Origin of the sequence: Lysinimonas soli (assembly GCF_042655435.1) — a bacterium.
In the GTDB taxonomy this organism is placed as follows: domain Bacteria; phylum Actinomycetota; class Actinomycetes; order Actinomycetales; family Microbacteriaceae; genus Lysinimonas; species Lysinimonas soli.
Genome location: NZ_JBHSMG010000002.1, coordinates 211,400 through 234,774 on the forward strand (window position 1 = coordinate 211,400; position 23,375 = coordinate 234,774).

The 23,375-nt window shown below is 71.2% G+C and carries 21 protein-coding genes; 15 read left to right on the forward strand and 6 right to left on the reverse strand.

The genetic code is table 11. From position 1 onward, the window contains the following. The first annotated feature begins 55 nt into the window (after nucleotides 1-55). From ACFPJ4_RS08605 to ACFPJ4_RS08635, 7 genes are all read left to right on the forward strand, one after another. Nucleotides 56-793, forward strand: a complete 738-nt coding sequence (locus ACFPJ4_RS08605; protein ID WP_386739994.1) for a GntR family transcriptional regulator — start codon at nucleotides 56-58, stop codon at nucleotides 791-793. Beyond that, the gene (locus tag ACFPJ4_RS08610) at nucleotides 790-2,286 is read left to right on the forward strand and encodes an MmgE/PrpD family protein (protein WP_386739995.1); all 1,497 of its coding nucleotides are present in this window, start codon (nucleotides 790-792) and stop codon (nucleotides 2,284-2,286) included. The genes ACFPJ4_RS08605 and ACFPJ4_RS08610 overlap by 4 nt, the downstream gene beginning before the upstream one ends. 260 nt (nucleotides 2,287-2,546) lie before the next feature. After that, nucleotides 2,547-3,473, forward strand: coding sequence for a methylisocitrate lyase (gene prpB, locus ACFPJ4_RS08615; RefSeq protein ID WP_386739996.1), 927 nt, complete (start codon nucleotides 2,547-2,549; stop codon nucleotides 3,471-3,473). A 36-nt stretch (nucleotides 3,474-3,509) separates the two neighbouring features. Next, nucleotides 3,510-4,616 carry a bifunctional 2-methylcitrate synthase/citrate synthase gene (locus tag ACFPJ4_RS08620; protein ID WP_386739997.1) on the forward strand — a complete coding sequence of 369 codons (1,107 nt, stop codon included), beginning with the start codon at nucleotides 3,510-3,512 and terminating at the stop codon, nucleotides 4,614-4,616. A 64-nt stretch (nucleotides 4,617-4,680) separates the two neighbouring features. Further along, nucleotides 4,681-5,742 (forward strand): type III polyketide synthase, encoded by a 1,062-nt coding sequence (locus ACFPJ4_RS08625; protein ID WP_386739998.1) that lies wholly within the window; start codon nucleotides 4,681-4,683, stop codon nucleotides 5,740-5,742. After that, nucleotides 5,739-6,293 (forward strand): isoprenylcysteine carboxyl methyltransferase family protein, encoded by a 555-nt coding sequence (locus ACFPJ4_RS08630; protein ID WP_386739999.1) that lies wholly within the window; start codon nucleotides 5,739-5,741, stop codon nucleotides 6,291-6,293. The genes ACFPJ4_RS08625 and ACFPJ4_RS08630 overlap by 4 nt, the downstream gene beginning before the upstream one ends. Then, the gene (locus ACFPJ4_RS08635; protein WP_386740000.1) at nucleotides 6,290-7,309 is read left to right on the forward strand and encodes an NAD(P)/FAD-dependent oxidoreductase; all 1,020 of its coding nucleotides are present in this window, start codon (nucleotides 6,290-6,292) and stop codon (nucleotides 7,307-7,309) included. Before ACFPJ4_RS08630 ends, ACFPJ4_RS08635 begins: the two co-directional genes overlap by 4 nt. Here ACFPJ4_RS08635 and ACFPJ4_RS08640 read toward each other — a convergent pair. Genes ACFPJ4_RS08640 through ACFPJ4_RS08650 form a run of 3 tightly spaced genes read right to left on the reverse strand, consistent with a single transcriptional unit; the run spans nucleotide 7,306 to nucleotide 9,968 of the window. Then, nucleotides 7,306-7,995, reverse strand: a complete 690-nt coding sequence (locus ACFPJ4_RS08640; protein ID WP_386740001.1) for an HAD hydrolase-like protein — start codon at nucleotides 7,993-7,995, stop codon at nucleotides 7,306-7,308. The genes ACFPJ4_RS08635 and ACFPJ4_RS08640 overlap by 4 nt on opposite strands. A gap of 26 nt (nucleotides 7,996-8,021) precedes the next feature. Beyond that, nucleotides 8,022-8,717: an endonuclease NucS gene (gene nucS, locus ACFPJ4_RS08645; RefSeq protein ID WP_386740002.1), complete on the reverse strand. Its 696-nt coding sequence runs from the start codon at nucleotides 8,715-8,717 to the stop codon at nucleotides 8,022-8,024. Nucleotides 8,718-8,726: 9 nt separating this feature from the next. Continuing rightward, nucleotides 8,727-9,968 (reverse strand): MFS transporter, encoded by a 1,242-nt coding sequence (locus ACFPJ4_RS08650; protein WP_386740003.1) that lies wholly within the window; start codon nucleotides 9,966-9,968, stop codon nucleotides 8,727-8,729. An 85-nt stretch (nucleotides 9,969-10,053) separates the two neighbouring features. Between ACFPJ4_RS08650 and ACFPJ4_RS08655 the strand changes: the two genes are divergently transcribed. From ACFPJ4_RS08655 to ACFPJ4_RS08665, 3 genes are read left to right on the forward strand one after another with little or no spacing between them, the layout of a single operon-like run. Continuing rightward, entirely contained in the window at nucleotides 10,054-10,974 is a 921-nt protein-coding gene (locus ACFPJ4_RS08655) for an ABC transporter ATP-binding protein (protein WP_386740004.1), read from the forward strand. After that, a complete protein-coding gene (locus ACFPJ4_RS08660; RefSeq protein WP_386740005.1) occupies nucleotides 10,974-12,575 on the forward strand; it encodes an ABC transporter permease in 1,602 nt (533 codons plus the stop codon). Before ACFPJ4_RS08655 ends, ACFPJ4_RS08660 begins: the two co-directional genes overlap by 1 nt. Beyond that, nucleotides 12,572-13,081, forward strand: a complete 510-nt coding sequence (locus tag ACFPJ4_RS08665) for a GbsR/MarR family transcriptional regulator (RefSeq protein ID WP_386740006.1) — start codon at nucleotides 12,572-12,574, stop codon at nucleotides 13,079-13,081. The genes ACFPJ4_RS08660 and ACFPJ4_RS08665 overlap by 4 nt, the downstream gene beginning before the upstream one ends. Here the strand turns inward: ACFPJ4_RS08665 and ACFPJ4_RS08670 are convergent. Then, nucleotides 13,078-14,067 (reverse strand): SDR family oxidoreductase, encoded by a 990-nt coding sequence (locus ACFPJ4_RS08670; RefSeq protein ID WP_386740007.1) that lies wholly within the window; start codon nucleotides 14,065-14,067, stop codon nucleotides 13,078-13,080. The genes ACFPJ4_RS08665 and ACFPJ4_RS08670 overlap by 4 nt on opposite strands. Next, on the reverse strand, nucleotides 14,067-14,837 hold the full coding sequence (locus ACFPJ4_RS08675; protein ID WP_386740008.1) for an isocitrate lyase/PEP mutase family protein: 771 nt from the start codon (nucleotides 14,835-14,837) through the stop codon (nucleotides 14,067-14,069). The genes ACFPJ4_RS08670 and ACFPJ4_RS08675 overlap by 1 nt, the downstream gene beginning before the upstream one ends. Nucleotides 14,838-14,892: 55 nt before the next feature. Between ACFPJ4_RS08675 and ACFPJ4_RS08680 the strand changes: the two genes are divergently transcribed. From ACFPJ4_RS08680 to ACFPJ4_RS08695, 4 genes are all read left to right on the forward strand, one after another. After that, nucleotides 14,893-16,860 carry a M13 family metallopeptidase gene (locus ACFPJ4_RS08680; RefSeq protein WP_386740009.1) on the forward strand — a complete coding sequence of 656 codons (1,968 nt, stop codon included), beginning with the start codon at nucleotides 14,893-14,895 and terminating at the stop codon, nucleotides 16,858-16,860. Between the two features lie 92 nt (nucleotides 16,861-16,952). After that, nucleotides 16,953-17,861, forward strand: a complete 909-nt coding sequence (locus ACFPJ4_RS08685; RefSeq protein ID WP_386740010.1) for a serine hydrolase — start codon at nucleotides 16,953-16,955, stop codon at nucleotides 17,859-17,861. A 303-nt stretch (nucleotides 17,862-18,164) separates the two neighbouring features. After that, a complete protein-coding gene (locus tag ACFPJ4_RS08690; protein WP_386740011.1) occupies nucleotides 18,165-20,087 on the forward strand; it encodes a hypothetical protein in 1,923 nt (640 codons plus the stop codon). A 394-nt stretch (nucleotides 20,088-20,481) separates the two neighbouring features. Beyond that, complete coding sequence (locus ACFPJ4_RS08695; protein ID WP_386740012.1) at nucleotides 20,482-20,817, forward strand: hypothetical protein; 336 nt, start codon at nucleotides 20,482-20,484, stop codon at nucleotides 20,815-20,817. Nucleotides 20,818-20,953: 136 nt separating this feature from the next. On the opposite strand, the gene ACFPJ4_RS08700 is transcribed toward ACFPJ4_RS08695, so the two are convergent. Then, on the reverse strand, nucleotides 20,954-22,204 hold the full coding sequence (locus ACFPJ4_RS08700; RefSeq protein ID WP_386740013.1) for a glutamyl-tRNA reductase: 1,251 nt from the start codon (nucleotides 22,202-22,204) through the stop codon (nucleotides 20,954-20,956). A 94-nt stretch (nucleotides 22,205-22,298) separates the two neighbouring features. Between ACFPJ4_RS08700 and hemE the strand changes: the two genes are divergently transcribed. After that, nucleotides 22,299-23,375, forward strand: coding sequence for a uroporphyrinogen decarboxylase (hemE, locus tag ACFPJ4_RS08705; RefSeq protein ID WP_386740014.1), 1,077 nt, complete (start codon nucleotides 22,299-22,301; stop codon nucleotides 23,373-23,375).

Below are 23,375 nucleotides of genomic sequence, written 5' to 3' on the forward strand. Positions count from 1 at the left end.
GGCCAAATCGCGGGATTTGTATACAGAATGGCATCGAGGGGCGTAGCATCGCCCCGTGCGTGCCAGTGACCGAGCCTACGAAGCGCTGCGCGACGACATCCTGAACTGGCGCATCGACCCCGGCACGGCGCTCAGCGAGACGGAGCTCGCCGTGCGGCTCGGCGTCTCGCGCACCCCCCTGCGCGCGGCCCTGGCGCGGCTCGCGCTCGAAGGTCTCGTCGATACCACGCGCGGTCGCACCGGGGTCGTTCCGGACGTGTCGACCGAGAGCATCGCCGAGCTGTTCGAGCTGCGCGAGGCGCTCGAGCTCCAGGCGGCACGCCTCGCGGCACGCCGCCGGGACCCGGTCGTCTTCGACGGGCTGGTCGACAGCTTCGCGCACGCTACCGAGACCCTGGCCGCGGGCGGCACCGAGGCCTACTACGCGGTCGTGGCGCGCTTCGATGCGGCGATGGACGAGGCGGTCGGCAACCCGGTGCTGCGGGCGGCGCTCGACAGCGTGCGGGTGCACCTGGTGCGGGCGCGGCGGCTCGCCCAGGACAATCCCGAGCGCCTGCTGCGGGCGGCGGCCGAGCATCGCCTGATCTGCGAGGCGGTGCGCGACGGGGATGCCGAGCTCGCGGCATCCGCGACAGCCGTCCACCTGCACGCCTCGCTCACCACGATCGTCGCCATGCTGCGCGACCGGGACGGCACCCACCGCGCCGGCACGGCATCCCCCCGGACCGCATCCCACCAGACCATCCCCCACCAGAGCATCCCGTCCACGACGGGCACGAAGGGCAGCCGATGAAGACCTACTCCGTCAGGACCTACCGCAGCGACGAGCAGCTGCCGCGCGAGCAGCAGCTCGCCTGGCGGATCGCCGAGGTCGCGACCGACCCCGTCGCGGTCTCACCCGAGGTCACCGAGATGATCATCAACCGGGTCATCGACAACGTGGCCGTCGCGACCGCGTCGCTGAGCCGCCCGCCGGTCGTCGCGGCTCGCGGGCAGGCCGAGGCGCATCCGTACTCGCCCGGCGCGACGGTGTTCGGCTCGCAACTGCGATCGAGCCCCGAGTGGGCGGCGTTCGCCAACGGGGTCGCGGTGCGCGAGCTCGACTTCCACGACACCTTCCTGGCCGCCGAGTACTCGCACCCCGGCGACAACATCCCGCCGATCCTGGCCGTCGCGCAGCACACCGGCAAGGATGGCGCGGCGCTCGTGCGCGGAATCGCGACCGGGTACGAGATCCAGATCGACCTGGTCAAGGCGATCAGCCTGCACGCCCACAAGATCGACCACGTCGCCCACCTCGGGCCGAGCGCGGCCGCCGGAATCGGCACCCTGCTCGGGCTGCCGGCCGAGACGATCTACCAGGCGATCGGGCAGGCCCTGCACACCACCACGGCGACCCGCCAGTCGCGCAAGGGCGAGATCTCGACCTGGAAGGCCTACGCCCCGGCCTTCGCCGGCAAGATGGCGATCGAGGCGGTGGATCGGGCGATGCGCGGTCAGACCAGCCCGTCGCCGATCTGGGAGGGCGAGGACGGCGTCATCGCCTGGCTGCTCGACGGGCCGTCCGGCCGCTACGAGGTGGCACTGCCCGAGGCCGGCGAGGCCAAGCGCGCGATCCTCGACAGCTACACGAAGGAGCACTCCGCCGAGTACCAGGCCCAGGCCTGGATCGACCTGGCGCGCAAGCTCGGGGCGCAGCATCCGGAGCTCAAGGACCCGGCGAACGTCGAGAAGATCGTGCTGGCGACCAGCCATCACACCCACTTCGTGATCGGCTCCGGATCGGGCGACCCGCAGAAGTACGACCCCACGGCCAGTCGCGAGACCCTCGACCACTCGGTGCCGTACATCTTCGCCGTCGCGCTGCAGGACGGGACGTGGCACCACGTCGACTCGTACGCCCCCGAGCGCGCCGGCCGGCCCGACACGGTCGCGCTATGGCACAAGATCACGACGGTGGAGGACCCGGAGTGGACGCGCCGTTACCACTCCAACGATCCGGCCGAGAAGGCGTTCGGCGGCCGGGTCGAGATCACGCTCACGAACGGCACGACGATCACCGACGAGATCGCGGTCGCCGACGCGCATCCGCTCGGGGCGCGCCCGTTCGCGCGCGAGAACTACGTCGCCAAGTTCCGCTCGCTCGCCGACGGGGTGCTGCCCGCCGACGAGATCGAGCGCTTCCTGGCGCTCGCCCAGCGCTTGCCCGAGCTCAGCGCCGCCGAACTCGGCGGCCTCACCGTGTGGACGCCGGGCCTGCCGACGCCCCCGCGCGGTCTGTTCTGAGGCGCGACCCCGCTTCGGAATGCCGAGCCCGACCCGGCGCTCCCACTCCCACTCCCCCCCGCACCCGCACCCGCACCCGCATCCGCATCCGCACCCGCACCCGCACCCGCACCCGCACCAAAATGAAGGAGATGCTCAATGGATGACCGCATGAGACCCGAATCCGCGTCAGGCCCGGCGCGCATTTCCTTCATTTCGCCAGGGCAGGCGAGACGGACGCGCGGTGAGGGCCGCGTTGAGCGCACAGCAGGAGGGCGCTGATGCTGCAGTCCACGATCCCGCCGCACGAGAAGCGCGCCGCCTTCCGAGCCGCCCTCGCGAGCGGCACCCTGCTGCGGATGCCCGGCGCCTTCAACCCGCTGAGCGCGCAGCTCATCCAGGACAAGGGCTTCGAGGGCGTGTACGTCTCGGGCGCCGTGCTCTCGGCCGATCTCGGGTTGCCCGACATCGGACTCACCACCCTGAGCGAAGTGGCCCAGCGCGCCGGGCAGATCGCCCGGGTCACCGACCTTCCCGCGCTCGTCGACGCCGACACCGGATTCGGCGAGCCCATGAACGTCGCCCGCACCGTGCAGCTGATCGAGGATGCCGGCCTCGCCGGCCTGCACATCGAGGACCAGGTCAACCCCAAGCGCTGCGGCCACCTCGACGGCAAGGAGGTCGTCGACGAGAACACCGCGCTCAAGCGGATCCGCGCGGCGGTGCTGGGGCGCCGGGACCCGAACTTCCTGGTGATGGCGCGCACCGACATCCGCGGGACGCTCTCCGACTCGACGCAGGGCATGCGCGCGGCGATCGACCGGGCCAAGAAGCTCGCCGACGCCGGGGCCGACGCCATCTTCCCCGAGGCGATGGCCAGTCTCGAGGAGTTCGCCGCGATCCGGGAAGCGGTCGACGTGCCGATCCTGGCCAACATGACCGAGTTCGGCAAGAGCGAGCTGTTCACCACCCGGCAGCTCGCCGATGTGGGCGTCAACATCGTGATCTTCCCGGTGTCGCTGCTGCGTCTCGCGATGGGGGCCGCCGAGCGCGGGCTCGAGACGATCCTCGCCGAGGGCTCGCTCACCTCGAAGGTGCCCGAGATGCAGACCCGCGCCCGGCTCTACGAGCTGATCGACTACGCGGGATACTCGTCGTTCGACGAGGGCATCTTCACCTTCGACCTGAGCCACAATCGAGACAGCTGAGCCGGCGGCGCCGGAACCGACCCACGAGGACGTGACATGACCGACATCAAGAAGGGCCTGGCGGGGGTCGTCGTCGACACGACGGCGATCTCGAAGGTCAACCCCGAGACCAACTCGCTGCTCTACCGCGGGTACCCCGTGCAGGAGCTCGCGGCCGGCCGCTCCTTCGAGGAGGTCGCCTGGCTGCTGTGGCACGGCGAGCTTCCGACTCCGGATGAGCTGGCCGGCTTCGAGAAGGCCGAGCGGGCCGGGCGCGCCCTCGCGCCCCACGTGAAGGCCGCCATCGACCTCACGCCGGTCACGTCGCATCCGATGGATGTCGTGCGCACCGCCGTGAGCGTGCTCGGCGCCGGCGACCCGCGGGCCGAGGACTCCTCGCCCGAGGCCGAGCTGGCCAAGGCCGTGAGCCTGTTCGCGGCCGTGCCCGCCATGGTCGCGTACGACCAGCGACGCCGGCGCGGGCAGGAGCTCGTGCCGCCGCGCGACGACCTCGACTACTCGCAGAACTTCCTCTGGATGACCTTCGGCGAGGAGGCCACCCCCACCGCGGTCGACGTCTTCCGCATCTCGATGGTGCTCTACGCCGAGCACTCCTTCAACGCGTCGACCTTTACCGCGCGGGTCGTCACGAGCACCCTCTCGGATCTGCACTCGGCGGTCGTCGCGGCGATCGGTGCCCTCAAGGGCCCGCTTCACGGCGGGGCCAACGAGGCCGTCATGCACGTCTTCGACGAGATCGGCGGGGCCGACCGGGCCGAGGCCTGGCTCGACCGCGCCCTCGCCGAGAAGCGCAAGATCATGGGCTTCGGGCACCGGGTCTACAAGAACGGTGACTCGCGCGTTCCCACGATGAAGGCGGCCCTCGACCGGCTGATCGCCGAGCACAGGGCCCAGGAGCTGCTCGCGTTGTACGAGACGCTGGCGACCGCGATGGATGCCCGCAAGTCGATCAAGCCGAACCTCGACTACCCGAGCGGCCCGGCCTACCGGCTGCTGGGGTTCGACACCGAGATGTTCACCCCGCTGTTCGTCGCGAGCCGGGTCACCGGGTGGACGGCGCACATCATGGAGCAGCGTGCCGCGAACGCGTTGATCCGCCCGCTCTCGGAGTACGTCGGCCCGGAGGAGCGGCACCTGCCGTGACCGCGGTGGCCCGTCAGGCCGGCTCGGCGGAGCGGGGTCTCGCGAATAGTGTTACGTTCCGGACATGTCCCGGATCGTCGCAGTGGCGCCGGCTCTGCCCGAGAACGTCTATCCGCAGGCCGAGATCACGGCGGAGCTGACGGCTCTCATCACGGACGATCGCACCCGCCAGGCGGTGATGTCGCGGTTTCATGCCGCCAGCGGCATAGGTCACCGTCACACGGTGCTGCCGCTCGAGCGCTATCGCGAGCTCGGCTCGTTCGAACAGGCGAACGAGCTGTGGATCGACGAGGGCACGGCGCTCGCGGCCCGCGCCGTGACGGCCGCTCTGGCCAGTGCGGGGCTGACCGCCGACCAGCTCGACTACCTGCTCTTCACCTCGGTCACGGGGATCGCCGCCCCGTCGATCGACGCCCGGCTGGTTCCGCTGCTCGGACTGCGGCCGGATATCAAACGGATGCCGTCCTTCGGCCTGGGCTGCGTGGCCGGCGCCGCGGGGCTCGCCCGCGTGCACGACTACCTGCTCGGGCATCCCGACGAGATCGCCGTGCTGGTCTCGGTCGAGCTCTGCTCGTTGACGCTGCAGCGCTCCGACGACTCGGTCGCGAACTTCGTCGCCAGCGGCCTGTTCGGCGACGGCGCCGCGGCCGTCATCGTGGCGGGTGCGCGGCGGGCCGAGCAGCTCGGGCTGCCGGGGCCCGAGATCGTCGGGACCCGCAGCGAGCTCTACCCCGACAGCGAGAGCGTCATCGGCTGGGACATCGGCGGCACCGGATTCCGGATCGTGCTCACGGCCGCGGTCTCGGACCTGATCGACGCGCACATCGACGAGGACGTGCGCGGGTTGCTGGCCCGGCATGCGCTCGTGCCGGACGACGTCGACGTCTGGATCGCGCATCCGGGCGGTCCCCGGGTGCTCGAGGCTTTCGAGCACGGCCTCGGTCTCGACCGCGAGCAGCTGGCGGCCAGCTGGCGCTCGCTCGCCGCGATCGGCAACCTCTCCTCGTCGTCGGTGCTGCACGTGCTCGCCGACGTGCTCGAACAGCCCGACGGGGCCACCGGCCTGCTGTTCGCCCTCGGCCCCGGGGTCGCCAGCGAGTACGTGCTGCTGAGGTGGGCGGCATGAGCCTGTCGGCGGTGCTGTTCACGGTCTTCGTGCTGCTGACCGGCATCGAACGCGTCGTCGAGCTGGTCATCTCGCGGCGGAACGCGAGCTGGGCCTTCGCCCGCGGCGGCGTCGAGAGCAACCGCTGGCAACTGCCCTGGATGATCTCGCTGCACGTGGGGATGCTGCTGGGGGCGGTCGCCGAGGTGTGGCTGCTCGGGCGACCCTTCCTGCCCTGGCTGGGCTGGCCGATGCTCGCGGTCGCGGTCGCCTGCCAGGTGGGGCGCTACTGGGTCATCGCGCTCCTCGGGCGGCAGTGGAACACGCGGGTCATCGTGGTGCCCGGCATGCCGCTCGTGCGGCGGGGGATCTACCGCTGGGAGCGGATGCGGCATCCGAACTATCTGATCGTCGCGATCGAGGGCGTCGCCCTGCCGCTCGTGCACACGGCCTGGATCACGGCACTGGTCTTCACGGTGCTCAACGCGATCCTGTTGCTGGGCTTCCGGATCCCGGCCGAGAACCGCGCACTGGCGGGCGCGGCCGAGATCGGTACGGGCATCCGCACGTGACCCACGTGCTGGTGGCCGGCGGCGGACCGGTCGGGCTCGCCTGCGCGATCGAGGCGCGGATGGCCGGCTGCCAGGCGACGGTGGTCGAGCCGCGGGTCGGGATCATCGACAAGGCGTGCGGCGAGGGGATCATGCCCGGAGGCGTCGCCGCGCTGGCGCGGCTCGGGGTCGAGCCGCGCGGCTTCCCGTTGCGCGGGGTCGAGTACCGCGACGGGCGGCGCGCGGCCCAACATCGCTTCGCCGCGGGCCCGGCACTCGGAGTGCGCCGCACGACGCTGCACGCGGCCCTGCGCGACCGCGCCGAGCAACTCGGCGTGCGCGTCGTGCAAGGGCGCGTGGATGCCGTGGCCCAGGATGCCGGTGGTGTGACGGCCGCGGGCATCCGCGCCGACTGGCTGCTCGGCGCGGACGGGCTGCACTCGACGGTCGCGCGGGCGACGGGACTGCACGCGGGAACCCCGCGCCCGCGCCGCCGCTACGGCCTGCGCCGGCACTTCGCGATCGAGCCGTGGTCGGAGCTGATCGAGGTGCACTGGACGCCGCTCGGCGAGCTGTACGTGACCCCGACCGGCGACGGGGTCGTCGGCATCGCCTCGTTGGCGCGGCGCGGGGTGGACTTCGAGGAGGCGATCGCGGCGGCCCCCGAGCTGGCGGCGCGCCTGCGCGGTGCCGAGCCGCGCAGCGAGTTGCGCGGCGCCGGGCCGTTCCGGCAGCGTACCCGCGCGCGGGTGGTCGGCCGGGTGCTGCTGGTCGGCGACGCCTCGGGCTACGTCGACGCACTGACCGGCGAGGGCATCCGGATCGGCGTGGCCCAGGCGCGCGCGGCCGTCGACGCGATCGGGCGGAACGATCCGAGTTCCTACGAGCGGGCGTGGCGGGAGGTGACGCGGGACGTCCGTCGGCTCACCGGCGGCCTCGTGCGGCTCGCGGCCTCGCCGGCACGGGGCCTCGTCGTGCCGACGGCGTCCGCGTTGCCGGGGGTGTTCGCCGCCGCGGTGGAGCGGCTCGCGCGTTAGGCGGCGGTCTGCTCGCTCAGACCCAGCTCGGCCAGCAGCTCGGCGGGCGTGTCGACGACCGCGACGGCGCCCGCCTGCTCGGCGGGCGATCCGTATCCCCAGGTGACGAAGATCGTCGGGATGCCGTGATGCGCGGCCCCCTCCACGTCGTGGTGGCGGTCGCCGACCAGCACCGGCCGCGACAGGTCGAAGTCGTGCAGGCTCAGCCGGCGCAAGGCCTCCTCGACGACGTCCTTCTTGGCGCTGCGGCGCTCGTCATCGCTCGCCCCGGTCAGCTCGTGGAACGGATCGAGCAGCCCGAAGTGCCCGAGCACGGTGCGCGCGGGCGTCTCGGGCTTCGAGGTCGCCAGCGACAGCGGGATGCCGGCCGCCGCGATCTCGCGCAGCACCGCGGGCACCCCGGGATACACGGTCGCGTCGTAGACCCCGGTCGAGAGGTAGCGCTCGCGGTAGATCCGCAGCGCGCGCAGCGACTCGTCGGTGTCGAAGCCGGCGCGATCGCGGAAGGAGTCCAGGATCGGCGGCCCCACCCATTCCAGCAGCTGTGCGGGAGTGGGCGCGGGAAGCCCCAGGCGCTCGAAGGTGTACGCGAGGGTCGCGGTGATGCCGGGGGCGGAGTCGACGATCGTGCCGTCGAGATCGAACAGCACGGCGCTGTACGGGGCGGGGCTCGGCTGTCGGGGCATTTGCCGCCAGCCTACGTCGGCGCGGCTCAGAACAGCCGCGAGTGCCCGGTCTCGAGTCCGCGCATCGCGTCGTAATCGAGCAGCAGGCAGCGGATGCCGCGATCGGTCGCGAGGGTGCGCGCCTGCGGCTTGATCTCCTGCGCCGCGAAGACGCCGCTGACGGGCGCCAGAAGCGGGTCGCGGTTCATCAGCTCGAGATACCGGGTCAGCTGCTCGACCCCGTCGATGTCGCCGCGCCGCTTGATCTCGACGGCGACGCTCGCCCCCGCGGCATCCCGAGCCAGGATGTCGACGGGGCCGATCGCGGTCATGTACTCCCGCCGCACCAGGGTGTGCCCCTCGCCGAGCAGCTCGATCTGCTCCGCGAGGAGGCGCTGCAGGTCGGCCTCGACGCCGTCCTTCTGCAGCCCGGGGTCGATGCCGAGCTCGTGCTCGGAGTCGTGCAGCACCTCGTGGATCGAGATGACCAGCAGATCGGCGGTCTTGGCGTTGGTGACCCGCCACAGCTGCGTCACCCCGGCCGCGGCCCGCTCCTCGTCGACCTCCTCGCTCGAGAAGGTCGCGGGCGGGCTCATCCAGTTGAGCGGCTTGTAGCTCAGCGAGTCGGAGTGCACGAGCACGCTGCCATCGGCCTTGACCACGAGCAGGCGGGTCGCGAGCGGCAGGTGCGCGCTGAGACGCCCCGCGTAGTCGACGGAACAGCGGGCAACGACGAGACGCACGAGGGGAGTCTAGTTTTCCGCGGCGGGGCCGACCGGCGCGACCACCGTCTTGGCGAACCGCCCGCTGCGCTCGCGGGCCGCGGGCGCCGTGAACGCGGCGAGCAGGATGAGCACGAGCACGATCCACAGGGCGTTGAGCAGCCCGATCCGGTCGCCCACGAAGCCGATCAGCGGCGGTCCGGCGAGAAAGGCGAAATAGCCGACCGTCGCGACCGCACTCACCCGGGCGGCGGCCCGCGCGGGGTCGTCGCCCGCTGCCGACATCCCCATCGGGAACCCGAGCGACGCGCCGACCCCCCAGAGCACGATGCCGACGACGGCGATCGGGATCACCGGCACGAGGATGACGAGCGCCAGGCCGACCGCCGCCGTCGCGCCCGACCAGCGCAGGGCCGCGACCCGTCCGATGCGGTCGATGAGCGGGCCTCCGACGATTCGCCCCACGGTCATCGCCGCGGTGAAGACGCCGAACAGCAAGGCGCCCTGACCGTTGTCGAGCCCGCGATCGTCGACCATGGCGAGCGCGAGCCAGTCGTTGGCCGAGCCCTCCGTGAAGGCCATGCCGAGCACGATGAGCCCGATGAGCAGGGTGCGCGGTTCGAGCCAGATCGCCATCCGCTCGCGGAAGGTGAGCGGGGTCGTGTCGGCCCCCTCGGCGCCGAGGTCGGCGTGCGCGGGGATGAACCGCACCACGACGAGGGTCGAGATCGCCAGGAGCAGGCCGACGCCCGCCAGGTGCCAGACCGGGTCGATACCGAGGAAGGCGGCGGCGGATCCGAGCGCGGCGCCCACGACGGTGCCGAGACTCCAGCCGGCGTGGAACAGGGGAAGCAGGGTGCGGCCCGTGGTGCGCTCCACCCCGGCTCCCTCGACGTTCATGGCGACGTCGCAGATCGAACTGCAGACGCCGTAGACCACGAGCGCGGCGAGCACCACCGCGAAGCTCGACAGCAGGGTGGTGCCGATCCCGATGCCGGCGAGGGCGAACGCGGCGATGACCAGGGCGAGTCGGATCGATTGACGGCCGCCGATCCAGTGCACCAGATGGCCCGAGACGAGCAGTCCGAGCACCGATCCGGCGGAGAGGCCGAAGATCAGGATGCCGACCTCGGCGACCGAGATCTGCAGGTGATCGCGCACGCTGGGGATGCGTGCGATCCATGCGGAGATTCCGAAGCCGTTGAGCACGAACACGGCGAACACGGCGTTCCGCCAGGCTGTGGCTCGGGGGGCTGTCGAGGAGGAGCGCATCGGTCAACGCTAGCGCGGGCGTCCTCCCGCGAGACTCGGCGTTCTGGACATTCACAAAATTGTGAACGAAGTGTACGCTCGCCGCATGAGCAACGCGATCGAGGCCCGCGGCCTCGTCAAGACCTTCGGACGGGTGCGGGCCCTCGACGGCCTCGACCTCACGGTGCGCCGGGGGGAGGTGCACGGATTCCTCGGGCCGAACGGCGCGGGCAAGTCGACCACCCTGCGCGTGCTGCTCGGACTGCTGCGCGCGAGCGCCGGCGAGGCGACGATCCTCGGCAGGGACCCCTGGCGGGATGCCGTCGAGGTGCACCGCGAACTCGCCTACGTGCCCGGCGACGTGAACCTGTGGCCCAACCTGAGCGGCGGCGAGACGATCGACCTGCTGACCTCGCTCCGGGGCGGAGCAGATCCCGCCCTGCGCGAGCGGCTGCTGCGCGACTTCGAGCTCGACCCCAAGAAGCGCGGGCGCGGCTACTCGAAGGGCAATCGGCAGAAGGTCGCCCTCATCGCGGCGTTCGCCCGCCGCGCCGAGCTCTACCTCTTCGACGAGCCCACGAGCGGTCTCGACCCTGTGATGGAGGAGGTGTTCCGGCGCGAGGTCGAGCGGGTCCGCGCCGACGGGGCGACGGTGCTGCTGTCGAGTCACATCCTCAGCGAGGTCGAGCAGCTCTGCGAGCGGGTGACCATCGTGCGCGCCGGCCGGGCGGTCGAGTCCGGCTCGCTCGACGAGCTGCGTCATCTGACCCGCACCAGCTTCCACGTCAGCACCTCCGCGACGGCCGGCCAGATCTCGGCGCTGCCGGGGGTCTACGACCTGCGCATCGAGGCCGAGCGGCTCGTCTTCGACGTCGACACCGACGCGATCGACCCGGTCCTGGTGGCGCTCACGCGGGCCGGGGTGAGCGCGTTGACCGTGACACCGCCGTCGCTCGAGGAGCTGTTCCTGCGCCACTACGGCGACCGGCCCGGCGTGATCGCGCCCGCGGCGATCGAGGTGGGCTGATGCGACGGGTTCTCGCGCTGCAGCTGCGTCGCGACCGGGTCGTGCTCAGCGTCTGGATCGTCGCGATCGCGGTGACCCTCGCCGGCAGTGCAGCCACCGTGGCGAGCGAGTTCGCGACGGCCTCCGAGCGCACGACCGTGCTGAGCCTCAGCCTCGCGACGCCGTCGCTGCTCGCGCTGCGCGGCAACCCGAACGGGGCGTCGGCGGGCTCGCTGTTGTTCTTCGATGTCTTCACCTTCCTGGCGGTGGCCTTCGGCCTCATGAACACCTTCTTCGCGACCCGCCACGGCCGGGCCGATGAGGAGCAGGGGCGTCGCGAGCTGATCGCGGCGTCGCCGATCCGCCGATCCGCCCCACTCGTCTCGACCGCCCTGCTCGGGCTCGCCGCAGATGCCGTGCTCTCCCTGCTGTCGGCGCTCGGGTTCATCGCCGCGGGCTACGGCGGGGCCGGGGCCTGGGTCGCGGCCGCGGCGCTCGGGGCGATCGGGCTGTGCTTCCTGGGGATCGGGATGCTGGCCGGCGAGCTGGCGGCCACCTCCCGGGCCGCGAACTCGATCGGGGTCGTCGCGGTGCTGCTCGCCTATGCCCTGCGAGCGGCCGGGGACGCGCTCGGCACCCCGCACATCGCCGCACTCACGCTCGACCCCGGGTGGCCGTCGTGGCTGTCGCCGATCGGCTGGGGCCAGCAGACCCTCGCCTTCACCGAGAACCGGATCTGGCCGGTCCTGCTGCTGCTCGCGCTCGCCGTCGCCGCGGGAGGGACCGCCTTCGCCGTGCACGCCCGCCGAGATCTCGGCGCCAGCCTGCTGCCCGAGCGCGATGGGCGAGCGATCGCGCGGCGCAGCCTGCGCTCGCTGCTCGGGCTCGACTGGCGACTGCACTGGCCGTCGGTGCTCGGCTGGGCGGTCGGCGCGGCCCTGCTCGGCGTGGCGACGGGAGCGCTCGCGAGCGCGGCCGACGACCTCGTCGCGGGCAACGCCCAGGTGCTGACCGTGCTCGAGCAGCTGAGCCCGAGCGGTGGAGTCGACACCGCCGGGCTGTTCATCGAGACGGTCATGATCATGATCGGGATGCTCGCCGCGGCCGCCGGCATCCAGGCGGTCCTGCGGTTGCGTGGCGAGGAGGCCGAGGGTCGGGCGGAGCTGGTGCTCGCCGCCCCCGTGGGCCGGGTGCGCTGGCTCGGCGATTCGCTCGTCGTCGGGGCCGTCGCGACCTCCTCGGTGGCGGCGGCGGCCGGACTGGCCGCGGCGCTGGGCTTCGCGGCCACCGGCCATTCGGTCAACGGCTGGCATGCCCTCGGGCAGGCCTTCGCCGAACTCCCCGCCGCGGTGACGATGGTGGCGGTGGCGGCCGTGCTGATCGCCGTGCTGCCCCGCATCTCGACGCTCGGCTCGTGGGTGATCTTCGCCGCGGCGATCGTGATCGGCCTGTTCGGGCAGCTTCTGAAACTGCCGCAGGCCGTGCGTGACGCGAGCCCCTTCAGTCACGTGCCCACGGTGCCGTTCACCGACTGGGGACCGTCTCTCGTGCTCACCGCCGTCGCCTTCGCCCTGGCCGCCGTCGCACTGGTGCTCGTGCGTCGGCGAGACTTGTCGACATGACGACGGCGGACGAGTCCCGAAAGGCCGCCGCCGACTTCGTCGCGACGATCGGTGGCGACTTCGCGGCGCAGGGCTTCCCGCGCCTGCCGGGATTCATCCTGATGGCGATCACCGTGAGCGAGAGGGGGCAGCTGACCGCCGCCGAACTCGGCGCCGAACTCGGGGTCAGCGCGGCGGCGATCTCGGGAGCGGTGCGCTACCTCGGCGTGCTCGGGTTCATCCGCACCGTGACGGAGCCGGGCAGCCGTCGACACGTCTACACGCTCGGCGACACCCCCTGGTACACGGCGAGCCTCACCAGCACCGGCCGCTACCCGCAGCTCGTGCGGTCCATGCGCGACGCCGCGGCGCGGCTCGGCGGGCGGCCGAGTGCTCAGGCCCGTGTCGAGGAGCTGGCCGACTTCTTCGAGTTCCTCGAACGCCGCCTGCCGGCCCTCCTCGTCGAGTGGAACGAGGAGCTCGCTCGGCGCGCACCCACGAAGGGCCGGCTCCGAGCGGCTCGCTAGGCGAACCGGGCCACGAGCTCGTCGTAGCGCGCGTCGAGCGCCGCATCCACCTGCTGCCGGGCCGGCTCGGCCAGGTGCCAGTCGACCGTCTCTCGGGCCCCGGCGGCGAACGGCGTCGTGGCGACCCAGCCCGGCACGAGCGACTTGATCCGCGTGTTGTCGAAGACGACGCTGTGCGCCTTGTCGCCGAGCAGGCCCGGACCGAACTCCGGCAGCTCGCGCGCGAGGGTGTCGCTCGCGATGTGCACGAGACGCGGCTCGACGCCGAGCGCTGCGGCGTACAGGCCGGCGATCGCATCCCAGCTCAGCGATTCGTCGGAGGTGATGTGCACGGGCGAGCCCAGTGCGTGCGGGTTGCCGAACAGGCCGACGAACGCGGGGGCGAAGTCGCGGGCATGAGTGAGGGTCCACAGCGAGGATCCGTCGCCGTGGACGACGATCGGCAGACCGCGCCGCATGCGATCGAGCGCGGTCCAGCCGCCGTCGAGCGCGATCAGGCCGGGGTCGTAGGTGTGCGATGGGCGCACGATCGTCATCGGGAAGCCGTCGTCGCGATACGCCGCGATCAGCAGGTCCTCGCAGGCGATCTTGTCGCGGGAGTACTGCCAGAACGGGTTGCGCAGCGGCGTCGACTCGACGATCGGCAGCTGGGCGATCGGCTTCTGATACGCGGATGCCGAGGAGATGAACAGGTAGTGCCCCGCGCGCCCCGTGAACAGCTCGATGTCGGCCTGCACCTGGGCGGGGACGAAGGCTCGGAAGTCGGCGACCACGTCGAACTCGCGCGACCCGACCGCGGCGCGCACCGAGGCCGGATCGGAGGCGTCGCCGATGATCGTCTCGGCGCCATCGATCGGCGGGCGCGTCGTGCTCGTGCCCCGGTTGAGCAGGGTGACGGTCATGCCGCGCTCGACGGCCAATCGGCTCACCGACGAACTGATGATGCCGTTGCCGCCGATCAGGAGGACCCGCTGCGCGGTCGCCATCAGTTGAGCGCCGGGGTGTCGGAGGGGATGACGCCGTCGGCGTAGAGCTCGGAGGCGAGATCTCGCAGGGCGCGCAGCGCGACCCGCTGCGGCAGCGGTCCGTACGAGATTCGCGTGACGCCGAGTTGCTCGTACTCCGCCGCCGTCAGCGCGCCAGGAATGCCGATCACGCTGAGCACGCCGACCCCGAGGCCGGCCACCAGCCTCTCGGTCGCCTCTCGATCGAGGATCCCGGGCACGAAGACCGCGGCGGCCCCCTCGGCCAGGTACGCCCGGCCGCGCTCGATCGCGTCGGCGATGCTCTGCTCGAGGGGACGGTCTCCGCCACGGGCGATGGCATCCGTGCGTGCGTTGAGCTGGAAGTCGACCCCTTCGGATCGCGCCGCGGCGACGATCTGTCGCACGCGATCCACCGATTCGTCGATCGGTCGCAGCCGGTCTTCGACGTTCGCCCCGACCGCCCCGACCCCGATGGCGCGGCGCACCGTCTCGCCCGGATCGGCGTAGCCGTCGTCGAGGTCGGCGGTGACCGGCAGCTCGGTGGCGGCGACGATCTCGGCGAGCGACGTGATGACGAGCTCGAACGGCATGGCCCCGTCGGCGAAGCCGTGGCTCGCGGCGATCGAGTGCCCCGCCGTGGCGATCGCCGTGGTCTCGGGAAGCGCGGCGACGGTGCGCGCCGAGACGGCATCCCACACGTTCACCAGTCGCAGGATCGTGGACGAGCCGTAGAGCGCCGCGAGGGCGGCCGCCTTGTCGTGAGTGGTCATGCTGCGACGCTACCCCGCATCTCCGACGCGGATCGCGGCGACCTAGGCTGAATGCATGACCGACGCCACCCCGCTCAGCTCCGGTATCGAACTCGACGAACTCGACCCCGCGATCCGCCCGCAGGACGACCTGTTCCGGCACGTCAACGGCAAGTGGATCGCCCGCACCGAGATCCCGAGCGACAAGGCCCGATACGGCTCGTTCTACATCCTCGCCGAGCAGGCGGAGCAGGCGGTCCGCGAGATCATCGAGCAGGCCCAGACGGCCGAGCCCGGCAGCGAGGCCCGCAAGATCGGCGACCTCTACGCGAGCTTCATGGACGAGAGCAGGATCGAGCAGCTCGGCCTGACCCCGCTGGCCGCCGACCTCGAGGCGGTCGAGGCGATCGACTCGATCCCGGCGCTGCTCGCCGAACTCGGGCGGCTCGAGCGCCTCGGCACGAGTGGCTTCGTGCAGGCCTTCGTCGACAACGACCCCGGCGACCCCGAGCGCTACCTGGTCTTCCTCGAGCAGGGCGGCATCGGGCTGCCCGACGAGTCGTACTTCCGCGAAGAGAAGTTCGCCGAGATCCGCACCGCCTATCTTGCCTTCCTCGAGAAGATGTTCGACCTGGCGGGGCTCAGCGAACCCGCCGTGCGCGCGGCACGGGTGTTCGGCCTCGAGACCGAGCTGGCCGCCCACCACTGGGACAACGTGCGCACCCGCGACAGCCAGGCCACGTACAACCCGCTGCCGTGGGTCGAGGTCGAGAAGCTCGCGGGAGCCGCGCCGCTGGTCGACTGGCTCGACGCCCTCGACGTTCCGACCGGATCGTTCGACGAGCTCGTGGTGCGCGAGCCGAGTTTCGTCGAGGGGCTCGGCAGCCTGTTGACGGACGACCGCCTCGCGAGCTGGACGGACTGGCTGCGCTGGCAGATCATCCACTCGGCGGCGCCCTATCTGAGCAGAGAGGTCGTCGACGCCAACTTCGACTTCTACGGCAAGACCCTCACCGGAACGCCCGAGCTTCGGGCGCGCTGGAAGCGCGGGGTCTCGGTCGCCGAGGGCGCCATGGGGGAGGCGATCGGCAAGATCTACGTCGAGCGGCACTTCAGCCCCGCGGCCAAGACGGCCATGGACGCGCTCGTCGCCAAGCTGATCGAGGCGTACCGCGAGAGCATCACGAACCTCGACTGGATGACCGAGCCGACTCGCGCGCGCGCTCTCGACAAGCTGTCGAAGTTCACGCCCAAGATCGGTTACCCCGTGAAGTGGCGCGACTATTCGAGCCTGACGATCCTGCCCGACGATCTGATCGCCAACGTGCGCGCGACGACCGAGTTCGAGTTCCAGCGCGAGCTCGGCAAGATCGGCAAGCCGCTGGACCGCGACGAGTGGTTCATGACGCCGCAGACCATCAACGCGTACTACAACCCCGGTTTCAACGAGATCGTGTTCCCCGCCGCGATCCTGCAGTACCCGTTCTTCGACGAGCCCCGGGAGGCCGCGGCCAACTTCGGTGCGATCGGTGCCGTGATCGGCCACGAGATCGGCCACGGCTTCGACGACCAGGGCTCGCAGTACGACGGGGACGGCCGCCTCACCAACTGGTGGACCGAGGCGGATCGCACGGCGTTCGAGGAGCGCACGAAGGCGCTCATCGCGCAGTACGACGCGCTCGCGCCGAAGGCCCTGCCCGAGCACCACGTCAACGGCGCCCTCACGATCGGCGAGAACATCGGGGATCTCGGCGGTCTCGCGATCGCCTGGAAGGCGTACCTGCTCTGGCTCGACGGCGCGGAGCCGCCGGTCATCGACGGCCTGACGGGCGCCGAGCGCTTCTTCCTGAGCTGGGCGCAGGCCTGGCAGGCGAAGCTGCGCGACGAGGAGGCGCTGCGGCTGCTCTCGATCGACCCGCACTCGCCGAACGAGTTCCGCTGCAACCAGATCGTGCGCAACATCGACGAGTTCGCCACCGAGTTCGGCCTGAGTGCGAGCGACGCGCTCTGGCTGCCGCCGGAGGAGCGCGTGCGCATCTGGTGATCTGCACTTGCCGGTCCGGCGCACACCCGGATGCAGCATCGCATGCGTAGCATGTAGGCGACCCTGGCGGTTCCCCCCGAGAAGGCATCCCCGTGACCGAAGTCGCGTACACCCGAGAACGACGCGATCGCGTGCGCGGTCCCCGCACGCCGCGGCATCGGGCGGCGCAGCCGGCCGAGAACTTCGCGAACAGCTTCACGGCACTGGGCGAGCTCGCCTACGAGGGAGCGCAGGTCTCCGCCTCGGTGACCGACCTCGACACCGGACGCTCCCTGCTCGCGATCGACGAGCGCATCGTGCTGCCCACCGCGAGCATCGGCAAGATCCTGCTGCTCGTCGAGGTGTCGGCGCGCTTGACCGAGCGCGATTCCTCGGGCTACGGCATCCTCGACAAGACCCCCCGCGACGCCGTCGGCGACTCGGGCATCTGGCAGCATCTGCAGGCGCCCTCCCTTCCCGTGGCCGACCTGGCGACGCTCGTCGGCGCGTCGAGCGACAACCTGGCGACCAACGTGCTGCTGCGCCAGGTCGGGCTGCATGCCGTGCGCGCCCGCACCGAGTCTCTCGGCCTGCTGCGCACCGCCCTGCTCGATCTGGTGCGGGACAGCCGGGGGCCGGATGACGCGCCGCAGCTCTCGGTCGGCTCGGCCGCCGAGTTGAGCTGGTTGTTCGCGGCGCTCGCTCGGGGCGAGGTCGTCGACAGCCTGACGAGCAGTCGCGTGCTCGGTTGGCTCTCGCTCAACTCCGACCTGTCGATGGTCGCGAGCGCGTTCGGGCTCGACCCGCTTTCGCACCGCGGCGTCGACCACGGCATGCTGCTGGTCAACAAGACGGGGGCCGACTCGGGCGTGCGCTCCGAGGCAGGTGTCATGCGCGGGCCGAGATCTGCCCTCTCCTACGCCGTGTCCGTGCAGTTCAACGACAGCGGCATCGCGGCCCGTCTGCGCGTGCTCGACGCCATGCGCACCGTGGGATTCGACCTGCTCGAATACGTGCACTGATCCGGCGTTGAGCCCAGGCGGTCCCGCCTCCGGATCGGGGGACAAAATTGGCTCTTGTCCCCTAGTCGGGGGACCGGTATGTTAGGCCAGGTCGCCAGAGCGTGTGCCCCCAGCACCGTTCACCCCCCCCGACCGGCGACAGACTGGTGAAACCCGAAGAACCCGAACCCCCTTACCCGACTGACGGTCGGCGGACCCGAAACCCGCCTCGACCGTGCTTACCCGCCTCTCGCCGGCCACCCCCGTGCCGGTCTTCGGCGCGCCCTCGCGCCCTCGCTTCCCTCCTCTCAGCAAGGAATACCCGTGCTCAAGAAGTTCCTCGCCGCCACCAGTGCTGTCGCGCTGGCCCTCGGCATGATCGCCCTCACATCCCTGGCCGGTCCCGCGAGCTCCGCCTCCGCGTCGACCAAGCAGGACTCGACCGCCACGCAGGACTCGACCCCCCAGCAGACCGATCCGGCCTACGTCATCGTCGCCTGGAAGATGCCCAGCTGGAGCGGCAATGACGCAACCTGGCCCCAGACCTTCTTCGCCAAGGCCTACTCGAACAGCAAGGACCTGAACGCGCTCGACAGTCAACTCACGACTTGCGGCACCTCGTACCAGGTCGACGTCTACAACAACAGTGATGTCACGACGAGCCTGATCGCGGGGGGGCACCTGGACAGGCCCGGCGACCCCGCCGAGGACTTCCCCCTGCCCGAATCTTTGGGTGTGACCTTCAAGTTGGTCCACAACGCCGACTGCCTCCCGCAGGATGCCTCGGCCTCGGTCAACGTGAGCAGCCCGAGCTGCACGGCTCCGGGCACCGCGACCTTCAACCTGGTGAACGCGAGCTGGTCGGCGACGACTCCTGAAGACCAGACGGTCGGCGACCACACGCGCACGGCGATCGCGGCCTCCGGCCACACCTTCGCCGGGGGCGCGACGACCCTCGAGGTGCACTACACGGTTCCCGGAGTCCTCGACGCGCATGCGCCCTCGTGTTACAACCCGGCTCCCGTGAAGCCCAGCTACAGCTCCAACACCCAGTGCGGCGTGTACGGATCCATCTCGTTGGTCGACACGGCCTACATCACCTACGCGATCACCGCGGGTGACGGCAAGCAGGGCATCAACGTCGTCACCGCCACCGCGGTCAGCCCGTACACCCTCGACCCCGCAGCGGCCTCCTCCTGGGTGATCGACCTCGGCAGCTATAGCGACTGCTACCGGCCGGCCGTGAGCTGGACCCTCGCGGGCTGCACGGTCAGCGGGCCCGACACCTCGATCAAGGAGCTGTCGATCACCTTCGACAACACCGCATCGACGGCCGCGATCACCTTCACGGTTCCGAGCGCCTCGATCACGAAGATCGTGGCAGCGGGGGCGAGCGAGACCGTGACGGTCCCGATCGGAACCAGCGGTAGCTCCGGCCTGAAGGTGTACGCGGACGGTGAGCTGCTCGACCAGACCGATCCGGTCGCCGCATTCGACGGCTGCCTCCCGGCGACAGTGAAGGCCGACCCGGCCGTCGCCGCCACCTGTTCTCCGAGCGGCGCGGTGCTCGACGGCTCTGTGATCGTCGACTACCAGCCGGGCACCGTCAAGTACACGATCACGGGCGGTCCCGGGTCGGTGCACATCGTGGCGAACTCCTCGGCGACGACTCTTCCGCCGGGAACGTACACGGTGACGCCGACGGCGATGCCGGGCTACGTCCTCGATCCCAGCACGCCCGCAAGCTGGGAGGAGACGATCGCCGACCCGTCGCCGTGTTCGACTCCCGGCTGCACCGACGGACAGTTGTCGAGCTCGGACTCGCTTGACGGCTGCCAGCCGCCTACGCTCGCGGCGTGGCCGACCGCGGTGACCGTGACCAACCCGACGTGCTCCGCCCAGAACGGGACGCTCACGGTCGGTGAGCTCGATGGCGTGTCGTTCTTCGCCGAGGTCGACTACTTCCTCAACGATTCCTCCACTCCGATGTCGAGCCAGACGGTGAGCCTGCCCGCAGGTAACTACACCGTCACCGCGTCGCCGCACACCGCGGGCGACGGCTTGACGGGGCCGGCGAGTTTCAAGGTCACGATCGCCGCGGCGACCGTGCTCTGCGCCGACCTCAAGACCCTCGCCCTGACCGGTTCGTCACCGACGGGTGGAGTTGTGCTCGGCTACCTCCTGCTGGCCTCGGGGCTGGCCATCGTCGCGATGCGCTTGACGCGTCGTCGCGGACGTCTGGGGTAGCCCTCTAGATGGCGGTGCTCCGCCCCCGTGTGCTGAGACACGAGGGGCGGGGCGCCGTCCCCCGCAGCCCTCCCCCGAATGGTTGTGACCCCCGGTGCGGCGACAAGTCCAAGTGATACCGCCACTTTTCAGCATCGACCGCCGTCCGTTCGCGTGCTGAGACGCGGGCGGGCGGCGGATCTTGTCCGAGGTGACCCCCCAGACGGGGGGTGGGTCCACAAAAAGGGGGACTGCTAGGTTGTGAATGTCAGTCAGGATTGCGAACCCGAAATCCGCACCTGGACTCCACGGACGGGCCCCACTGTCGCCCCGCGGACCGCGAAACGGTCCCGACCCTTTTTGACCTTTACGCCGGAATCACCTTCGGCGCGCCTCTCAGCAAGGAACATCCCCCATGTTCGTTCACCGCGCCACGCCACGCTTCCAGGCCGCCCGCTCGCACCTCTCCCCGGTCGCGAGCCAGGACGACGCCGACGGCCTGCCCGGCATCATCTCGTGGGCCGGCTTCTCCGACACGGCAGCGCGCCGCATCGACTCGGAAGGCGGCCCGAGTGGCCGGGCCTTGATGGCCGCGGCCGCGGCCGCGATCTGCGCTGAGCTTGTGGCCCTGATTCTGTCGTCGAGCGACAGCGTCGGGTGGATCGCGATCATCCTGCTGCAGCTCGGTATCGCGGTGGTCGCCATCCGGGTCGCCATGAATCGTCGGCGCGCCCCGCACCACGCCCCCTGAGCCTCGAGTCGCCTGGTGCAGAGACCGGGGGATTCGATGAAACACAATGCCCCGCCCCAACCCGCCTTGGGGGCGGGGCATTGCGTGTTCGGCGGCCAGCGCACGATCGGCGGACGCCGTCGTGAACGCAGCGGAGCTAGGCCGTGGCGCCGTCCGCGAGCTCGCCGGCGCCGGAGTCGGCTACGGGCGACTCCACCGTCAGCCCGTAGAGCGCCTCGAGCGCCGCGGCGAACTCGGCGGACCGCCCTTCGGCGGCGAGAACTCGGGCCCGCACCGACGGAGTGTGCACGAGCACGCCGGCGAGGTGCCGCAGCGCCTCCTCGGTCCGCTCGTCGCCGCCTCGGGCGCGCGCCCGGGCGATCTCCTCGTCGAGCGCGGCGAACACATGGCGGCGCAAGGCGACGATGGCCGGGGCTGCATCCGCCTCCGCTTCGAACTCCGCGGCGGCCGACGCGACCATGTGCTGCGCCCCCTCGCCGAGCTCCGAGAGGGGGGCGTGCAGAGCCAGCAGCTCGAGGTCGAGCAGTTCCACGCCCGGCAGCGCGGCAACCGCGGGCTCGACGTTGCGCGGCAGGCCCAGGTCGATGATCAGGCGCCGGGCGGCATCCGGGATATCGGCGGCCGTCACCGTGTAGCGCGCGGTGCAGGTCAGCATGACGTCGGCGTCGGCGATCGCATCGCGCAAGTCGCTCTCGGCCCGCACGCCGTACCGCGTGGCGAAGTTGTCGGCGCGCCCGGTCGCCGAGAAGACCCGGATGTCGCCGGCCCCCCGCGCGCGCAGCGCGGCGATCGAGGTGGCCGCGTAGCGTCCCGTACCGACCACGAGCACGCGGGCCGTCGCCCAGTCGGGCACCCTGGTCGAGCTCAGGTCGAGCGCGAGTCGCACGAGCGATCGGCCGGCGCCGCCGAGGTCGGTCGCCTGACGCACCACGCGCGAGGTGCGCGCGGCACGCTGGAAGGCCCGTTCGAGGGCGCTGCTGGTCGTCCCGTCGCGTCGAGCGGCGGCGAGGGCGCGCTGCACCTGGCCGCTGATCTCGTCCTCACCGACGACGATCGACTCGAGCCCGGCGCTGACCGAGAACAGGTGGCGCAGGGCGGCCTCGCCGAGCAGTACCTCCGACGATGCGCGCAGCACGGCGGCATCCTCTCCCACCGATTGCGCGAGGGTCGCGAACACGAGCTCGACGGTCTTCAGCGGATGCGCCGCGAGGGTGTCGTCGACGTCCAGGTACGCCTCGAAGCGGTTGCAGGTGCTCAGCAGAACGGCCCCGCGCACGGCGTCGGCGGAGGCCGCGAGGTCGGCGGCGGTCGTCGAGGTCTCGCGGGAGACGCGGTCGAGAACGGCGAAGTCGGAGGTGCGGTGGCTCGCCGTGACACACAAGAGCACACTCCATCGTAGGCACCAAGGTGCTGAACGGACGCCCCGGAGCCGGCTCTCGCCCCTTCCAGTTCTCACAGGAGCAGTCGCCTAGCCTTGAGGGGTGCTCTCGCCCGACGATTCCGCCCTGCCCGCCGACCATCCGCTGCGGGACGGGCGCACCTCGACCTCACCGCTGGTCCGCGCCTATCGCGGTGATCGGCCCGAGACGCGTCCCGTCTGGTTCATGCGGCAGGCCGGGCGATCGCTGCCGGAGTATCGCGAGCTGCGCGAGGGCACCGAGATGCTCGACGCCTGCCTGACTCCCGAGCTCGCGAGCGAGATCACGCTGCAGCCGGTGCGCCGCCACGGGGTCGATGCGGCGATCTTCTTCAGCGACATCGTCGTGCCCGTCAAGCTGGCCGGCCTCGACGTGCGCATCGTGCCCGGCCGTGGGCCCGTCATCGACGAGCCGATCCGCAGCGCCTCGGACGTGTTGCGACTGCCCCCACTCGATCCGGATGCCCTCGCCCCGATCTCGGCGGCCGTCACCCAGACCGTCGAGCAGCTCGGCAGCACGCCGCTCATCGCCTTCGGCGGCGCCCCGTACACCCTGGCCTCCTACCTCGTGGAGGGCGGCCCCTCGAAGGACCAACTGCGCGCCCGCACCATGATGTACGCCGACCCGCACAGCTGGGCGACCCTGCTCAACTGGTGCGCGGACGTGACCGGGGCCTTCATCCGGGCCCAAGTGGTTGCCGGCGCGAGCGCCGCCCAACTCTTCGACTCGTGGGTCGGCTCGCTGTCGCGCCGCGATTACCAGCGTCGGGTCGCGCCGCACTCCAAGCGCGCGATCGACACCCTGCGCGGCCTGGACGTGCCGCGGGTGCACTTCGGTGTCGACAGCGCCGAGGTTCTCGATCTGATGGCGGGGATCGGCGTCGACGCGGTCGGGGTCGACTGGCGCCTGCCCCTCGACGAGGCGAACCGACGACTCGGCGGCACCGTGCCCCTGCAGGGCAACATCGACCCCGCGCTGCTCGCGGCGCCATGGCCGACCCTCGAGGCGCACGTGCGCGACGTGCTGGAACGCGGGGCCGAGGCGCCCGCGCACGTCGTCAACCTGGGCCACGGGGTTCCCCCCGACACCGACCCCGACGTGCTGACGCGCATCGTCGAGCTGGTGCACGAGCGCGGTTGA